17 protein-coding genes and 1 riboswitch are annotated in these 16,716 nt (G+C 64.0%); of the genes, 6 read left to right on the top strand and 11 right to left on the bottom strand.

Annotated elements, in window-relative coordinates; genetic code table 11:
- Positions 1-138: 138 nt before the first annotated feature.
- The 3 genes from ACN50D_RS21245 to thiO all read right to left on the bottom strand — a co-directional run bounded on the left by ACN50D_RS21245 (position 139) and on the right by thiO (position 2,175).
- Complete coding sequence (locus ACN50D_RS21245; RefSeq protein ID WP_007726857.1) at positions 139-891, bottom strand: thiazole synthase; 753 nt, start codon at positions 889-891, stop codon at positions 139-141.
- Positions 884-1,099 (bottom strand): sulfur carrier protein ThiS, encoded by a 216-nt coding sequence (thiS, locus tag ACN50D_RS21240; protein WP_212633988.1) that lies wholly within the window; start codon positions 1,097-1,099, stop codon positions 884-886. The genes ACN50D_RS21245 and thiS overlap by 8 nt, the downstream gene beginning before the upstream one ends.
- Positions 1,096-2,175 (bottom strand): glycine oxidase ThiO, encoded by a 1,080-nt coding sequence (gene thiO, locus ACN50D_RS21235; RefSeq protein ID WP_064114312.1) that lies wholly within the window; start codon positions 2,173-2,175, stop codon positions 1,096-1,098. The genes thiS and thiO overlap by 4 nt, the downstream gene beginning before the upstream one ends.
- Positions 2,175-2,321: riboswitch (TPP riboswitch) on the bottom strand. It overlaps the preceding gene by 1 nt.
- 26 nt (positions 2,322-2,347) lie before the next feature.
- Here thiO and thiE point away from each other — a divergent pair.
- Entirely contained in the window at positions 2,348-3,043 is a 696-nt protein-coding gene (gene thiE / locus ACN50D_RS21230) for a thiamine phosphate synthase (RefSeq protein WP_003944422.1), read from the top strand.
- A 248-nt stretch (positions 3,044-3,291) separates the two neighbouring features.
- Complete coding sequence (locus ACN50D_RS21225) at positions 3,292-3,423, top strand: hypothetical protein (protein WP_003944354.1); 132 nt, start codon at positions 3,292-3,294, stop codon at positions 3,421-3,423.
- A 92-nt stretch (positions 3,424-3,515) separates the two neighbouring features.
- Here the strand turns inward: ACN50D_RS21225 and ACN50D_RS21220 are convergent, their stop codons facing one another.
- Positions 3,516-4,130, bottom strand: coding sequence for an NUDIX hydrolase (locus ACN50D_RS21220; RefSeq protein ID WP_063314811.1), 615 nt, complete (start codon positions 4,128-4,130; stop codon positions 3,516-3,518).
- 158 nt (positions 4,131-4,288) lie between these two features.
- Here ACN50D_RS21220 and ACN50D_RS21215 point away from each other — a divergent pair, with 158 nt between their 5' ends.
- The 3 genes from ACN50D_RS21215 to ACN50D_RS21205 are packed head-to-tail and all read left to right on the top strand — an operon-like array spanning position 4,289 to position 8,986.
- Positions 4,289-5,650, top strand: a complete 1,362-nt coding sequence (locus ACN50D_RS21215; RefSeq protein WP_042452116.1) for a hypothetical protein — start codon at positions 4,289-4,291, stop codon at positions 5,648-5,650.
- Positions 5,651-5,664: 14 nt separating this feature from the next.
- Positions 5,665-6,651 (top strand): glutamate ABC transporter substrate-binding protein, encoded by a 987-nt coding sequence (locus ACN50D_RS21210; RefSeq protein WP_042925914.1) that lies wholly within the window; start codon positions 5,665-5,667, stop codon positions 6,649-6,651.
- 7 nt (positions 6,652-6,658) lie between these two features.
- Positions 6,659-8,986, top strand: a complete 2,328-nt coding sequence (locus ACN50D_RS21205; RefSeq protein WP_212633987.1) for a serine/threonine-protein kinase — start codon at positions 6,659-6,661, stop codon at positions 8,984-8,986.
- 33 nt (positions 8,987-9,019) lie between these two features.
- Here ACN50D_RS21205 and ACN50D_RS21200 read toward each other — a convergent pair whose 3' ends face one another.
- From ACN50D_RS21200 to ACN50D_RS21175, 6 genes are all read right to left on the bottom strand, one after another.
- Positions 9,020-10,219 carry an acetate kinase gene (locus ACN50D_RS21200; protein WP_007726849.1) on the bottom strand — a complete coding sequence of 400 codons (1,200 nt, stop codon included), beginning with the start codon at positions 10,217-10,219 and terminating at the stop codon, positions 9,020-9,022.
- Positions 10,216-12,300 (bottom strand): phosphate acetyltransferase, encoded by a 2,085-nt coding sequence (pta, locus tag ACN50D_RS21195; RefSeq protein WP_042452123.1) that lies wholly within the window; start codon positions 12,298-12,300, stop codon positions 10,216-10,218. The genes ACN50D_RS21200 and pta overlap by 4 nt, the downstream gene beginning before the upstream one ends.
- Positions 12,301-12,446: 146 nt before the next feature.
- Positions 12,447-13,460: a glucose-6-phosphate dehydrogenase (coenzyme-F420) gene (fgd, locus tag ACN50D_RS21190; protein ID WP_003944371.1), complete on the bottom strand. Its 1,014-nt coding sequence runs from the start codon at positions 13,458-13,460 to the stop codon at positions 12,447-12,449.
- Positions 13,461-13,555: 95 nt separating this feature from the next.
- The gene (locus ACN50D_RS21185; RefSeq protein ID WP_003944317.1) at positions 13,556-13,903 is read right to left on the bottom strand and encodes a YidH family protein; all 348 of its coding nucleotides are present in this window, start codon (positions 13,901-13,903) and stop codon (positions 13,556-13,558) included.
- The gene (locus ACN50D_RS21180; RefSeq protein ID WP_003944375.1) at positions 13,900-14,373 is read right to left on the bottom strand and encodes an RDD family protein; all 474 of its coding nucleotides are present in this window, start codon (positions 14,371-14,373) and stop codon (positions 13,900-13,902) included. Before ACN50D_RS21180 ends, ACN50D_RS21185 begins: the two co-directional genes overlap by 4 nt.
- Positions 14,373-15,107 carry a hypothetical protein gene (locus tag ACN50D_RS21175; protein WP_054827564.1) on the bottom strand — a complete coding sequence of 245 codons (735 nt, stop codon included), beginning with the start codon at positions 15,105-15,107 and terminating at the stop codon, positions 14,373-14,375. The genes ACN50D_RS21180 and ACN50D_RS21175 overlap by 1 nt, the downstream gene beginning before the upstream one ends.
- 115 nt (positions 15,108-15,222) lie before the next feature.
- On the opposite strand from ACN50D_RS21175, the gene ACN50D_RS21170 reads away from it, so the two are divergent.
- Positions 15,223-16,164 (top strand): alpha/beta hydrolase, encoded by a 942-nt coding sequence (locus tag ACN50D_RS21170; protein ID WP_007726845.1) that lies wholly within the window; start codon positions 15,223-15,225, stop codon positions 16,162-16,164.
- 30 nt (positions 16,165-16,194) lie between these two features.
- Here ACN50D_RS21170 and ACN50D_RS21165 read toward each other — a convergent pair whose 3' ends face one another.
- Positions 16,195-16,692, bottom strand: a complete 498-nt coding sequence (locus ACN50D_RS21165) for a nucleoside deaminase (protein ID WP_073513513.1) — start codon at positions 16,690-16,692, stop codon at positions 16,195-16,197.
- Positions 16,693-16,716 lie beyond the last annotated feature (24 nt).

Raw genomic sequence — 16,716 nt, 5'->3', positions numbered from 1 at the left:
TTCAATCATGAGGAGAACTTTGCCCTACCGGCAATGACCAGCACATCGGCCACAGGTCTAGTTCCGAGTGGTACTCAGGTAGGACACGAAGCCGGACAATCCGGGCATAACCCTGAGAAAACACCCGGAAATGGTCCGTCAGGACGATGCTTGGGCCCAGAACCGCTTGGGAATCCGGCCGGCGTGACGCGCTTCGAAACCTGCTACCACTGCGTGCCGCATCGCCGACGCCATCAACGCGGGATTCTTGGCCCGCGTCACCGCTGTCGCAAGCAGGACGGCGTCGCAGCCCAACTCCATGGCAAGGGTGGCGTCGCTGGCCGTTCCGATTCCGGCGTCGAGGATGACGGGCACACCGGCGCGCTCGACGATCATCTCGATGTTGTGCGGATTCGCGATACCCAGCCCTGTCCCGATGGGTGAACCGAGCGGCATGACTGCCGCGCAGCCGACCTCTTCGAGGCGAAGCGCCAGCACCGGATCGTCCGTCGTGTACGGCAGGACGGTGAATCCGTCGTCCACCAATTGTTCTGCGGCGGAGACGAGTTCGATTGCGTCGGGCAGCAGAGTCCGCTCGTCGGCGATGACTTCGAGTTTGACCCAGTTCGTCTCGAGCGCTTCGCGTGCCAACTGCGCCGTCAGGACCGCTTCGGCGGCGCCTCGACACCCGGCGGTGTTCGGCAACGGTTCGATTCCGAGGCGACGAAGCAGGTCCAGAACGCCGGTGCCGCCGGCCGCGTCGACTCGCCGCATCGCGACGGTGGTCAGTTCGGTACCGGAGGCGACAAGCGCTTCCTCGAGCACCGCAAGGTTGGCGGCGCCGCCTGTCCCCGTGATGAGCCGGGAACCGAAACTGCGGCCCGCGATAGTGAGAAGGTCCTGCTCAGCCACCCTGCACCGCCGTGAGGATCTCGATTTCCCAACCACGTCCGACGGATTCGTCCCAACGCCCGCGAGGAAAGAGCGCACCGTCGACGGCGACGGCGATGCCTTTGCTCGGCAACTCGAGGTGCGTCAGAAGTTCGGTCACCGTGACTGCTCGATCGAACTCGAGATCTTCGCCGTTGACGGTGATCCCGATCGGGACCTGGTCACTCATGAATTTTCCTTAGCTACTGCGAACCGCTCGGGTTCGGTTCCTTTTACCTCGACCAAAGATGTGCCGTTCAGCAACGCGACCGTCGCATCGGCGGTGACGGGCGTCAGCAGGACCCCGTTGCGGCCGTGCCCGGTGGAGACGACAACACGATCGGACACGCGCCCGATCAACGGCAGGTTGTCCGGCGTCATGGGACGCAGACCTGCCGCGCACTCGTACAGTTCGTATTCGCCGATCGCCGGCATCAGTGCCTCGGCGTCGTTGATCAGGTCCCGTACTCCGGCCATCGTGACCTGTGTATCCTCACCAGACTCGTATTGTGTTGCGCCGACGACGATTCCGTCACCGCGCGGGACGAGGTAGGCGGGCCGCCCGTGGACGCTTCCACGGATGGTACGGCTGGGCGCCGGGGTGACTCCAGGCCTACTGCGCAAGCGAAGGATTTCGCCCTTGACCGGGCGTACCGGTAGCCCGGGCCACAGCTTGGGTGACGCGATACCGGCGGTGAGCACTATCTGATCGGTATCGAGTTCGGCGAGGTCGTCGACGGCCCGCGCGATCAATTCGACGCCGGATTCCGCACAGGCCTTCTGCAACGCCGCCAGCAGAAGTCTGTTGTCGACGGCGGACTCACCAACAGCCATCAACCCCGACCGGATGCCCCGGCCCAGCATCGGTTCGAGTTCACGGATGCGCGCGCGACCGAGAACTTCGAGTTCGTGCCCCTGCGAGCTCACCCACTCGGCGATGGTCTGCAGGTCCTGCGCGTCGGCAGCGTCGAGTGCAACCGTCAGCGAGCTGTCCGCGGTGAAGACCGATTGCCCGAATTTTCCGAGCTCCTCACCGAACGTCGGCCACCGTTCCAGGGACGCTGCACCAACCGTCAACGCGGTTTCTTCACCCGGCCAGCCTTCGGAAAGCGGGGCAAGCATTCCGCCCGCCACCCACGAAGCACCTGATCCAATGGACGGGTCGTACAACCGAACGGCCCACCCGTCGCGGGCTGCTCGCCACGCGATAGCGAGACCGATGACACCGCCGCCGACAACCGACACCGTACGAGCGTGTGTACTCACGAAACTCCACCTCCACTTCCTGCGCCGGCATGATCCGGGTCAGGTCTGACGGTCGGGATCTGGTCGCGATCCCCTCTCAGCCCAACGAACCTCGCAGTCACGACAAAAAGTGACGACGACGTTTCAGGACTCCCGTGTCGAACCTTGCTCCCTAGAGGCTACCGTTTGCTCCGTGCACCCCACACATCCCAGTAACGACATCGACCGGCGCGAGCGCCTGGCAGCAGCACGGCTGTACCTGTGCACCGACGCGCGCCGCGAGAAAGGCGACCTCGCGCAGTTCGCCGAGGCAGCATTGTCCGGCGGAGTCGACATCATCCAATTGCGTGACAAAGGCTCTGCCGGTGAGCGCGAGTTCGGCCCGCTCGAGGCCAAGGACGAACTGGTAGCGCTGGGCATTCTCGCGACCGCAGCGCGACGCCACGGCGCATTGTTGGCCGTCAACGATCGCGCGGATCTCGCGATGGCTTCCGGCGCCGACATCCTCCACCTCGGCCAGAACGACATTCCCGTCCCCTACGCGCGAACTGTTGTCGGTGAAGACGTCGTCATCGGCCGTTCGACGAGCAGTCGCGCGCAGGCGAGTCTGGCCGCCATCGAGGAGGGCGTCGACTACTTCTGTACCGGGCCGGTCTGGGCGACACCGACCAAACCGAATCGAAGTGCGTCCGGTTTGGAACTGGTTCGATCGACCGCCGACGCCGCACCGCCGCGGCCCTGGTTTGCGATCGGCGGCATCGACGAAGAACGTCTGCCAGAGCTGCTCGATGCCGGCGCCACGCGCATCGTCGTCGTGCGTGCAATCACGCAAGCATCGGATCCCCAGGCGGCCGCGCAACGCCTCGCCGCAGCCGTCGCTGGGCGCTGAAAGCCGGTAACTGGCGTTCGTCAAGTGTTTGCCGGGCGATTTCCGCACAGTTACGGGTCAGCACGCCTGACTCGAATTGTGAACGGAAGTTGTCCGATCAGACAACAAACTCCCAGTTCCTAGGTGCGATTGGATGTCCGAAAAGTCGGATTAAGTGATCTTGCTCACAGTTGCTTCGATTGCGTGTCACATCCCATTCGGTTTGTTGTAGTTTACCTCCAGTTACTAACTGAACCTAGGAGCACTAAATGGGATCCCTCGACACCGGCTCGCTCAGCACCGAATCGCTCGAAGACCTGAACCTCGGCAAGATCAGCGAGCTGCTCAAGCTCGGTATCACCGCGGTCAGCTTCATCACGGCGCTGAACTCGCTCAGCTGAGCCTCGTTTCGGTCGACGACCGAAACACCGAAGGGCCGGACTCCCGCGGAGTCCGGCCCTTCTGCTGTGTATGAACTGTGAAGACTCGAGTGCTACGACTGCGTACTCGACGCCTCGGACAAGTTCTGGTCACTGCCTGACTGCTCACTGCCTTGGTGGGAACTGCCTTGGTGGGAACTACCCGACAACCATCCGAATCCGCCGTCCTCGAGCACGACGGTGTGCGGATCGCCGTCCACGGCCACAACAGGCTCGGTCCGGAGGTCGGGCCATGAGGAACCGAAGCCCGGATGCAGCGGCAGTGAGTCGACGTCGGCTTCGCGTACCCACCGCAACTCGGTGCTCTCACCATTGGCAACCGTCGACAGTGGATGCGCCGCGTCAGCCACGACGGTGGTGTAAGTCCACCCGCTCTCGGCGCGCATCGTCACTACTTCCCCGCGAACACGGACGGCGTCCTCGGCGATACCTGCTTCTTCGTGTGCTTCCCGGACGGCAGCGTGCGTCGTGCTCTCGTGTGAGTCCCGCGCACCGCCGGGCAGTGCCCACGTTCCGCCCTGATGGCTCCACGCCGCACGATGCTGCAGCAAGACCATGGGTGATCCGTCCGAATCGGGGGCACGCAGAAGCAGTCCTGCAGCTCCGTGTTTACCCCAATGCCGAGTACCGTCCGATCCGATGGACCAACCGTCACCGTCACCACGCATCGACTACCTCGCTCCGCCCGCTCTCGCCGTTGTCCCACACTAACCGTTTCAAACTGCTCCAGGTGTAGGTGATGCTTATATGCTCGCGAAGATGCCCTGAATCATTTCTCGGCGGCATCATTTCTCGGTAGCCCGCCTACAGCGAAGTGAGGTGCTCGATGGTCGACCGTGTCGTCCCGTCCATCGAACCCCGGTCGCTGCCGCCCTCCGAGGCCACATCAGTGTCGGCGGAGGACGAGCAGGCACTTCTGCGGCGCGAACTGCAGGCCTTCATGTCCTCGACGCCTGGCCGGTTGACCGTCGTCGGACTGATCCTGATCGCGATCACTTTGATCGCCGGACTCCTCGCCACCGCAGCGATCGAGAACCGCCAGGCGAACCTCGACCTCCTCCTCGTCGAAACCGAGCCTCTCGCCAACTCGGCCCAGAATCTCTACAGTGCGTTGTCCTTGGCAGACGCCGCCGCGGCCACCGCCTTCATCTCCGGCGGCCTCGAACCCGCCGAAGTCCGCGACCGATACACGCAGTCGATCGGTGAGGCCTCTGCGGAGATCGTCCAGGCGTCGGCCGGTCTCGACTCGACCGATCTTGCCGGTCACAGCGCGTTGACCACCATCTCGACCGACCTCTCCGTCTACACCGGGCTGGTCGAAACTGCACGGGCGAACAATCGCGTCGGAAACCCGGTCGGGGCAGCATATTTGAGCGAGGCCTCGCAGTTGATGCAGACCTCGCTGCTGCCGATGGCCCAGCAACTGCACGCCTCGCAGGAGACGCTGGTCTCACAAGTACAGCGCGATTTCGAGACTCCACCGTGGTGGCCGATCGTGGCGTTCGTCTTCGTGCTGTGCGCGCTGGTGGCGACACAGATGTACTTCTCCCGCAAGAGTCGCCGACGCTTCAATCTCGGGTTGATCCTTGCCTCGCTCGCGGTCGCTGCAGCTCTGCTGTGGCTGCTCACGGTCGGACTGGTCTCCGCACTGGCCACCGGGCGCGCGCTCGACGCCGGGGCCGAGCCACTGCACGAACTGACCGAGGCACGAATCATGGCGCAGCAAGCACGCACCGTGGAAACCCTCACGCTGGCGAGGCGGGATTCGACCGCCGAGGACAACGTGACGTTCACCCGCAAGGTCGATGCTCTGCGGGACATCCTCGAGGGCCTGCAAAGCGACGAACGCGCCCGAGTGAACAGCGAAGTGCTGACCGCCGCACTCGACTCGCGCCAGCAGTGGGTGGCTGCGCACACGCGCATGTACGACCGTCTCGGAAACGGCGACTTCACGTCCGCCGCAGCCATCACCATCGGCGCCGGAGAACAGGATTCGGCCGCGGAGTACGGAAAGCTCGATCACGAACTCTGGCAGGGAATCGTGGATTCGCGCACGAATCTTCGGTCCGACGTCTCGTACGCCTCCCGGGTGTTGGCTGCCTCTGCACCGGGCATGTCTGTATTGGCAGTTCTCGGAGTTGCCGGAATCTTCATCGGATTCTGGCCTCGACTGCGGGAGTATCAGTGACGGGAGTACCGGTGATGCGGAGGAAGAGCCCGGCCGTATGTGTCGCGGTTCTGGCAGCGGCCATGCTGATGCTCGCCGGTTGCGGTGCGGATCGAGCCGAAGACTTGGACAACGCAGGCGCCACGTCGTACACGGAACCGCCGCTGCCGGCCGAGGCCACCATCGCTCCCAGCCCGACACCGACGACTACCGCGTCGTGCACCAACCTCACCGCGAGCCTGCGGCCCACCCCCGCAGACGCATCTCCGCAGCCACCCACGCCGAGCCTCGACGCCATCCGCGCCCGCGGGCGGCTGATCGTGGGCCTGGACACCGGTTCCAACCTCATGAGCTTTCGCGATCCGGCCACCGGGCGCCTCGAGGGTTTCGACGTGGACATCGCCCGCGAAATCGCCCGAGATCTGCTCGGTGACCCGGAGAAGATCGAGTACCGAATCCTGACGTCGGACGATCGGATCGCCGCACTCCAGGAATCGATGGTCGACGTGGTCGTCAAGACTATGACCATCACGTGCGAGCGGCGCGAGAAGGTCGACTTCTCGACGCAGTACTTCTCCGCTGAACAACGAATTCAGGTCTTGCAGGGGTCATCCGTCCGCGGCATCGACGACCTCGCAGGCAAGCGGGTCTGCGCTGCCCGGGGAACGACCTCGGCGACTCGAATCCAGCAACTCCAACCCGAAGCCACCGTCGTCACCGTCCCGATGTGGTCCGACTGCCTCGTCGTCCTCCAGCAGGGGCAGGTGGACGCGATCAGCACCGACGACACGATCCTCGCGGGCCTCGCCTCGCAAGACCCGTATCTGATGATGGTCGGTGGCTCACTGGGCGTCGAACCGTACGGAATCGGAGTGAACAAGGACAACCCCGACTTGGTCCGATTCGTCAACGGAACCCTGGATCGGATCCGGAGCGACGGGACCTGGAACCGTATCTACGACCGCTGGCTCAGCGTCCTCGGTCCTTCGCCCGGTCCCCCGCCGGCCGTCTACCGGGATTGAGGCTGACATGACCGAAGAAACCGGCCCCGAGCCCGACGCCACGCAGGCTTCCATGCGTCCCGAACCCGAAGCCACCGGCGCCTACGAGCGGCCCGAGCCCGAAGCCACGGGCGCCTACGAGCGTCTCGAACCGACCTCGGCCCAGATACGAGGAACCACGCCGTCCGCATCCTCCTCCCCGACCGGCCGCTCCACTCGATCCCGCCGCAGCCGGTCGGGACGAAAGCTGCGCCTCGGCGGCGGCCTGGTCGAGGTTCCCCCCGTCCCGCAGATCGACCCCGCATCTGCGGTGATGAGTGACCCGACCGTCCCCGAGCGGAAACGGTTCTGTTGGAAATGCAACGAACCAGTCGGTCGTAAGAGCGCAAGCACCAAGGCAACTCAGCACGGCACCTGCCCCAAGTGCGGTTCCACTTTCGACTTCCGTCCACTCCTCGAAGAGGGCGAATTGGTGTCCGGTCAGTACGAGGTTCAAGGGCCCATCGCGCACGGCGGCCTGGGATGGATCTACCTCGCGATCGATCGCAATGTCAGCGACAGGTGGGTAGTTCTCAAGGGGCTCTTGCATTTCGGTGATTCCGAAGCGCAAGCCGTTGCGGTGGCCGAGCGTCAGTTCCTCGCCGAGGTCGCCAACCCCAGCATCGTCAAGATCTTCAACTTCGTCGAGCATCCGCGCCCGGACGGCACACCCATGGGGTACATCGTCATGGAGTACGTGGGTGGGCGATCATTGCGCGAGGTGCTGGCCGAATTCCCGGACGGCAAGCACATGCCGATCGAGCAGGCAATCGGCTATGTACTGGAAATCCTTCCGGCGCTGAGCTATCTGCATTCCACCGGCCTGGCCTACAACGACCTCAAACCCGAGAACGTGATGGTCACCGAGGATCAGTTGAAGCTGATCGATCTCGGCGCCGTGTCCGGAATCGAAGACTACGGGTACCTGTACGGTACCGCCGGCTATCAAGCACCCGAGATCATCGAGACCGGTCCGACCATCGCCTCCGACATCTTCACCGTCGGAAGAACACTCGCGGTTCTCACCCTCGACATGCCCTCGAAGCACGGACGGTACCTCGACGGCCTTCCCGAACCGGAGGACGAGCCACTATTGCGCGACCACGAGTTCTTTCACCGTCTACTGCTACGCGCCACCGACCCGGATCCGAAGAAGCGATTCCAGTCCGCCGAGGAAATCGCGGGACAACTCACCGGCGTTCTGCGAGAAATCCTCGCCGAGCAGACCGGGCAGGAGAATCCCGGACTCTCGCTCGTGTTCAGCAGGCAGCGAACGTCTTTCGGCACCGATGAATTGGTCGGGCAAACCGATGTGTACGTGGACGGTGTCAGCCACGACGCCGCTCTCGATCCGCGCGAAGTTGCGCACGCACTTCCCATTCCGTTGGTCGACCCCACCGATCCCAGCGCGCCGTTGCTGGCAGCGGCGGTGCACAGCGAACCGTCTCAGACTCTCGATGCTCTCAAGCATGCCCGCGAGAACGGAATCGACCGAACGTCGGGCACACCCGCGGCCGCCGTCTCGGGCGAAGTTCGACTGGCCGAGGCCAAGGCTCATCTCGATCTCGGTGATCCGGAAACCGCACTGACAGTTCTGGGCGAACTCCAGCAGAACATCGGGGACCACTGGAAGATCGAGTGGTATCGAGGACTTGCGGCGTTACAACTGGACCGATTCGAGCCCGCTTTCAGTCACTTCGAGGCAGTTCTCACCGCACTGCCCGGCGAGGCTGCCCCCAAGCTGGCGTTGGCAGCGACGGCAGAACTGATTCTCCAGCACTGGGAGAGCGACGACCCGGACCAATGGTGCCGCTTCTCCGAGAAGTACTACCGCACCGTCTGGCGGACCGAACGAAACTACGTGAGCGCAGCATTCGGGCTCGCCCGACAACTCGCCGATCACGGCAACAAGAAGGCAGCCATCGCCGCCCTCGACGAAGTACCCACGTCTTCCCGGCACTACAACGTCGCACGGATGTCCAGCGCTCTGACGATGCTGTCCGGCGTTCCGATCGCCGAACTCGACGAATCGACTCTGCGGGAAGCCGCCCGTCGTGTTCGGGCGCTACCTGCTGAAGAGAGCCGAAGCCTGCAGATGCGAACCCTGGTGTTGGGCACGGCACTCGATTGGATTCGCTACGGCAATCGCTCGCACACCGAACTCGAACCCATCCTCGACCTGCCCTTCACCGAGCAAGGTCTGCGCACCGGAACCGAAGCCTGCCTTCGCGCCCTCGCTCGCGCCACGACCTCCCGCACGCACCGCTACGCCCTCGTGGACCGGGCGAATGCGGTGCGTCCGCGCAGCAATTTCTGACGGACGCCCCGAGGTTTACAGTGCTGCAGAAACCTACAGTGCGGCCACCAAAGCCTTCGCCGCGCGGGCGATCGCCAACTCCTCGTTGGTGGGGACCACCAGCACCTCGACCGCCGACGAGGATGCGGAGATACGACGCTCGTCGCGACTCTTCGCCTCGTTGAGAGCCGGATCGACCTCGATACCGAGACGGGAAAGCCCGGCCAGGCTGTCGCGTCGTACGTCGATGTTGTTCTCGCCAACACCGCCGGTGAAGGTGATGACGTCGACGCCACCGAGTTGAACGATGAAGGCGCCGATGTACTTACGGAGCATGTGTACGTAAACGTCGTACGCAAGTTGTGCGTCTTGGTCGCCGCCCTCGATCAGTGCGAGCAAGGCACGGAAATCGTTGACTCCCGACAGTCCCTTCAAACCGGAGCGCCGGTTGAGGAGGTCGTCGATCTCGTCGACCTTCATTCCAGAGTTGCGGTTGAGGTGCAAGATGATGCCTGGATCGATGTCGCCGCTGCGGGTGCCCATGACAAGACCCTCGAGCGGGGTGAGGCCCATCGTGGTGTCGATGGCCTTGCCGCCCTTGATTGCCGAGGCCGAAGCGCCGTTTCCGAGGTGCAGGACTATCTGATTCAGCTCGGCGGGATCCTTGCCGAGGAACTCCGCGACCCGTCCAGACACGTATTCGTGTGAGGTCCCGTGGAAGCCGTACCGGCGAATCTGGTTGGCCTTGGCCACATCCCGATCGATCGCATAGGTGGACGCCGCCGCGGGCAGTGTGTGAAAGAAGGCAGTGTCGAACACTGCGACGTGCGGAACGTCGGGCAGTTCCTCGCGCGCCACCTCGATACCGATCACGTTGGCCGGATTGTGCAGCGGCGCAAGGTTCGACAAATCCGCGATGGCTTTCACGACGCCGTCGTCGATGAGAGTCGGCGAATAGAAGATGTCACCACCGTGCACGACTCGGTGACCGACTGCGATGATTCCGGCCTCACTCAGCGGCCGCCCGACCTCGGCGACGATGTCGAGCACCATCTTCAGACCTGCGCGGTGATCGGCGATCGGAAGGCTCCGGTCTTCGACTCCGGTGCGGTGGTTGTAGACGATGTGGCCGTCGGGCTCACCGATGCGCTCGATGAGACCGTGTGCCACCGATTCCGCCGTATCCGGATGCACGAGTTGAAATTTGATGGATGACGAGCCGGAATTGATGACCAGTACGGTGCCGTCGCTCACGCTTGCGCTCCCTGTGCCTGTATTGCCGTGATAGCCACGGTGTTGACGATGTCCTGGACCAACGCTCCACGCGAGAGGTCGTTGACCGGCTTGTTCAGTCCCTGCAGAACCGGCCCGACGGCGATAGCACCGGCGCTACGCTGCACTGCCTTGTACGTGTTGTTGCCGGTGTTCAGGTCCGGGAACACGAACACCGTTGCTTTGCCCGCCACCAGCGAATCCGGCATCTTCTTGTCGGCGACACTCTGCTCGACGGCGGCGTCGTACTGAATGGGCCCTTCCACCAACAGATCCGGTCGACGCTCGCGCACCAAAGCGGTCGCGGTGCGAACCTTGTCGACGTCGGCTCCGCTGCCCGAATCCCCGGTGGAGTACGAGAGCATCGCGATGCGCGGATCGATCCCGAACTGCGACGCCGTCTGTGCGGACGAGATCGCGATGTCCGCCAACTGCTCCGACGTCGGGTCCGGAACCACGGCGCAGTCACCGTAGGAGAGAACGCGGTCGGCCAGGCACATCAGGAAGATGCTCGAGACCGTCGAGACACCGGGGGCGGTCTTGATGATCTCGAACGAGGGTCGAATCGTGTGAGCGGTGGTGTGTGCAGCGCCGGACACCATGCCGTCGGCAATTCCCAAGTGCACCATCATCGTTCCGAAGTACGAGATGTCGGCGATCACCTCGCGGGCCCGCTCGATGGTCATGCCCTTGTGCGCACGCAGCGCGGTGTATTCCTGTGCGAAGCGCTCGGTGTACTCGGACTGCGCGGGTGCGAGTACCTGCGCGCCACTGATGTCGACGCCGAGTTCCGCGGCGCGTCGACGCACACTGGGTTCGTCACCGAGGATCGTCAGGTCGGCAACCTGGCGCTGCAGCAACCGGCCGGCCGCGCGGAGGATCCGGTCGTCGTCACCCTCAGGCAGGACGATGTGCTTGCGATCGCGTCGAGCGCGGTCGATCAGCTTGTACTCGAACATCTGTGGGGTCACGACGGACGGGATCGGCAGTGCCAGTCGGTCCATCAGGACGTCGGCGTCGACGCGCTGTTCCATCAAGCTCAACGCGGTGTCGACCTTGCGCTGCGAACCGACTGCCACGCGTCCGCGGGTTTGGGCTGCGGCGCTTGCGGTGTCGAAGGTACCGAGGGTTGTCGTCAGGATCGGAAGACGCTGTTTGAGGCCGGCCATCAACGCTGCGATGGCTGGGTGCGGTGTGATTCCGCCGTTCATGATGATGCCCGCGAGCGACGGAAATCCTTCCGCCTCATGTGCATTGAGCAATGCGAGCAGTACGTCCGAGCGATCGCCCGGTGCGATGACGACCATGCCCTCGACCAGACGCTCGAGGATGTGCTCCGCGGTCATGCCGCCCACCATCACCTTGAGCGCTTCGCGGTGCAGCAGTTCCGGGTCACCCGAATACAACTCGCCGCCGGTGGCCTCCATCAACTCGGCCATCGTGGGCGAGACGAGCAACGGAATCTCCGGCAGGCTCCACGTCGGAACACCGATGTCGGACAGCGCTGCGGTGACCTCGTCGAGCTTGTCGGGATCGCAACGATTGGCGACGACCGCGAGCAGATGAGCGTGGTTGGCGGCCAACTCGGCGGCGCATAGATGCGCGAGCTGGGCGACCTCCTCGACACTGCGCCGAGCGCCTCGAACCGCCAGCAGAACCGGCGCGCCGAGGTTCACGGCGATGCGGGCGTTGAAGCTCAGCTCGCTCGGGCTTGCTACGTCGGTGTAGTCACTTCCGATGATGACGACGGCGTCGCACTGCTCGGCCACGGTGTGGTACTTCGCGACGATGTCGGCCAGCGCGGCTTCAGGATCGGCGTGAACCTGCTCGTAGGTGACGCCGAGTGCGTCGGCGTAGGAGAGATCGGCGGTGGTGTGCTCGAGCAGCAGTTCGAGGATGTAGTCGGTTTCCTCGGTAGAGCGGGCGATCGGGCGGAAGACACCGACCCGGGCGACGGTCGCGCACAGCATCTGCAGCACGCCAAGCGCGATGGTGGATTTTCCGGTGTCACCTTCAGGAGAGGCAACGTAGACACTCGACACGGCAGCGGGCGCTTCTGGCATGCCCAACAGCCTAGTGTGGGCCGCCGCCCACCTTGCCACTGATCGTGGTCACGCTCACGCTCGTGCCGACAACCGGCGGCTACGAGAAAGACGAACGGTGCCTGCCACACGTCGAGTGGCAGACACCGTTCAGTTGATCTCGAGGATCAGCCCAGAGCACGCAAGCGAGGCGCGAGGTCACGCTCGAACAGTTCGAGGAACCGGCGCTGATCATGGCCCGGTGCGTGGAACACCAGGTGATTGAGACCGGCATCGACGTAGGCCTTGACCTGCTCGACGGCGTCGTCCGGATCGGAAGCGACGATCCAGCGCTTGGCCACCTGCTCGATGGGCAGAGCGTCGGCAGCGGCTTCCATTTCGATCGGATCCTCGATGCTGTGCTTCTGCTCCGGCGTCAGGGACAGCGGAGCCCAGAAGCGGGTGTTCTCGAGTGCAGCCTCCGGATCGGTGTCGTAGCTGATCTTGATCTCGATCATCTTGTCGATGTCGGCGACGTCGCGCTCGGCCTTGGCTGCGCCCTCGGCAACGGCTGGAAGCAGCTTCTCGGTGTAGAGCTCCATGCCTTTTCCGGAGGTGCAGATGAAGCCGTCACCGGCACGTCCCGCGTACCGGGCGACAACGGGTCCGCCGGCCGCGATGTACACGGGAATGCCGCCCTCGGGAACGTCGTAGATCGACGCGCCCCGAGTGGTGAAGTACTCGCCTTCGAAGTCGACACGATCGCCCAGCCACAGCTCACGCATCAACCGCACGGACTCACGCAGCCGCGCGAAGCGTTCCTTGAACTCGGGCCACTCGCCCTGGAAGCCGGTGGCGATCTCGTTGAGAGCCTCACCGCTGCCGACGCCGAGCATGATGCGTCCCGGGTAGAGACATCCCATCGTCGCGAACGCCTGAGCGATGACTGCCGGGTTGTAGCGGAACGTCGGCGTCATCACGGACGTGCCGATCTGCACGCGCTCGGTGCGCTCACCGACGGCGGTCATCCAGGCGAGCGAGAACGGTGCGTGGCCACCGTTGTGGCGCCACGGCTGGAAATGATCGCTCACCGCAACGGAATCCATGCCGTGCTGCTCTGCCAGAACTGCCAGCTCTACCAGTTCGCGAGGGCCGAATTGCTCAGCCGATGCCTTGTATCCGAGCTTGAGTTCCTGCGCCACAGTGCACTCCCTTGTCGTCTGTTCCGTTTACTTCTCTGACATGCTTCACGTTCTTTGCAGACTATCCAGACACCGCTGGGACTTCTCTGCGTATCTCAGCGAGCGAGGCTGGTGACCACCGTTGCCACGCCGGCTGCGACGGCAACCCCGGCCAGTGCCAGTGCAAACAGCCACAATGCGTGCGGCTCCGGCATCGCCGCTCCGTCCTCGAGCGCCTTCTTCACCTGTAGCCAGCGTCGCATACCTACCAGTGCGGCTGCCGCCGCGAGTGCGATCAGGGTCAGACCGAGAGTCGTGCGAACCCACCCGGTACTCCATTCCGGTACCAACTGGACGACGGCGATGCCTCCGGCCAGCAGGGCGAGTGAGCTACGCATCCAGGCGAGGAAGGTGCGCTCGCTGGCAAGGGTGAAGCGCTCGTCCGGGCGGTTCGGTTCACTCATGCGTGCTCACCTCCGTGCGGTGCCACCAGATCCGGGTCCTGACGCCAGTCGTAGACGACCTCGGTGCGCAGAACGATGTCCTGCAACGAACGTCGTCGTCGATCGACCGCCGACCACAGCAATCCGAAGGCGAAGAGCACGCAGAGCACCGCACGGATGAAGGCCAACGGCCAGCGCACGAGGCGATGCCCGGACGTGATCACCCGCAGCCCCATCACGAGGGACCCGACGGTCCGACCGGTGGTCGCCCAGCAGGCGGTCAGATACGCCACCGAGACACCGAGAAATGCCGTCGTGGACAGGAAGATTCCCGGTTCCGAGAAAGTGAAACTCTGTGGCGAGAAGAGCAGTCGGACGAAGGCGAAGCCCACGTACACGGAACCCATCAGGAGCAGGACGACGCCCAGGTCGATCAGTCCGGCGAGTCCACGGGTGACGATGCCGGCTGGGCCGGAACTCTCCTGGGCCACTAGCGTTCGCCTGCGTTCGTCTTCGGATCGGTCTCTGTCGACGGTTTTTCTGGTGAAGGTTTATCTGATGACGGTGCGCTGTCGCGGCCGAAGAGTCGCCCGACGAAGCCGGCGACAGCGTCGTCCGCCTGCATGCCCTGCACTCGAGCTCCGTGCACGGCTTCCGTGGAGAGTGAACCGGTCGATTCACGGATCATCTGGGGCAGGTCGACGCCCTCGATGACCTGGTCGGCGATCTTGACGAGGTCGATGCGGTTGACCTGGCGTTCGAGGTCGACCGTGTCGACTATCCCGTCGAGATCGAGGCGATCGATCACCGCTTTGACGTCGAGGCGGCTTGCGATCTCGTCCACGTCGACCCGGTCGATGATCGGTTCGAGCGAGACCCGTTCGGCAATCTTGTCCACGTCGATGTTCTCGGCGATCTTGTCGATGTCCACGTGGTCGACGACGATCTTGGTGATGTCGACTTCGGACAGAGCAGCGTCGACGACAGCTTTGATCACCGTCCGCAAGGTCGAGTCGGCGAACTCCACGGTCGAGTGCATCGCTTCCGTGCCGCGAGTGGTGACCTGGGTGATCGCGCCGTCGAGTGCGTCACCGACGACAGGGATCCGCTGCACGGAATCAAGTGCGAGACCAGCGGTTCTGCGCGCCGCACCAGCCGTGATCGCGGCCAGCCCGAAGGCCAGCCGAATCACGTCGGATTCGGGGTGGTGCGACTGCGATCCCACGCAATTGTCTCCATCTTCTTATACGACTGTTACCCGGACATTCGTCACTCCTCTTCGCATTGTGCCACTGTTGGAAGGCACAAATACGCTGTCCGGCTTGCGCCTGGGGGGAAATATGAAGACACGTCGTTTCACGGTTCGGCTGACGATGGCGGTGGCCATGGCCGCCGGCTTTCTCGGCCTCAGCACGCCGACCGCGAGTGCGGATTCCGTGGTCAGTCGCATCGACGTCTACTCCCCCTCGATGGACCGCTGGATCGCCAACGACGTGATTTCGCCGGCCGGAGGAGGCCCGGCCCCGACCTTCTATCTGTTGACCGGTGTCGGCGGCGGCGAGGACGGGATCTCGTGGTTCAACAACACCGGAGTTCGTGACTTCTTCGACGACAAACACGTCAATGTGGTCATGCCGGTCGGCGGCAAGTTCAGCATGTACACCGACTGGAACGCCGACGATCCGGTGCTGGGCCGTAACAAGTGGCAGACGTATCTCACCAAGGAACTACCGGCGGCGGTCAACGCTCGGTACAACACGACCGGTGTCAACGCACTCGGTGGTGTGTCGATGGCAGGCGGACCGGTTCTGGACCTCGCGATCCAGTCGCCGGGCACCTACCGCGCAGTCGGCTCGTACAGCGGCTGTCCGCGCGCCGGCGACCCGCTCGGCCAGGCAGCGGTGCGCTCGATGGTCGAGATACTCGGCGGCGGCAACGCGGCCAACATGTGGGGGCCGTGGGGTAGCCCGCAGTGGGCGGCGCACGACCCGTTGATCAACGCCGAGAGACTGCGTGGCACAGCGCTGTTCATCTCGACCGGCAACGGCCTCCCCGGCCCGGTGGACGGAATCAACTCGCTGGCGATGGCCGCCGGCGTCGTTCCCGGCGCGGTCCTCGAAGGCATCACCAACATGTGCACCGCTGCCCTGCAGGGGCGATTCGGTCAGCTCGGCATTCCCGCGACGTTCAGCTTCCGACCCGAAGGCACCCACACCTGGGGGCTCTTCGAAGCCGACATGCGCGCGTCGTGGCCGATGATCGCGGGCGCTATCGGGGCGTGAGCCTCACGGCCCTCCTTACAAGCCATGGCGTCAGGTGAGACTGCGCGCCCAGTCCCGCATCCCGGCGGGGCCAGTGCCGGTGGCGTATTCAGCGAACAGATTTCGCGCTTCGTCACGGCGGATGCCGCCGAGGACTTCACGCGGCTTACGGAAAAACGGAAGTTCCACAGGCGGCGCCCACAGCTGCACGAGTTCCGCCGCACCGTCGTTCGGGGATTCGAGAGCGAACCACACCCGGGTCACACCGAGCGTGATCGCGGCACCCATACACATGAGACATGGTTCGAGATTGACCGCCAATGTCAATTCACCGGACGCTCGAGTGAATCCGAGAGCCTCGTCGGCCTGCAAGAGCGCTTGAAGGTCCGCATGGACTACCCGTCGACCGAGTGCCCGTTCTTGCGTATACGCCCGCCCGAGCACACGGTCGTCGTCGAACACGACTGCGCCGATCGGCATCTCCCCGAGCTCCATGCCCTCACGCGCTACGTCAAGAGCAACCGCAAGGGCATCTCGAGGTGAAAACATCACTCGACACTAATGGACCAAGGC

The organism is Rhodococcus sp. SB1D (genome assembly GCF_048573875.1).
In the GTDB taxonomy this organism is placed as follows: Bacteria; Actinomycetota; Actinomycetes; order Mycobacteriales; family Mycobacteriaceae; genus Rhodococcus_F; species Rhodococcus_F qingshengii.
Note: the sequence above shows the minus strand (reverse complement) of the source record. Positions and strands in the feature narration are given on the sequence as shown.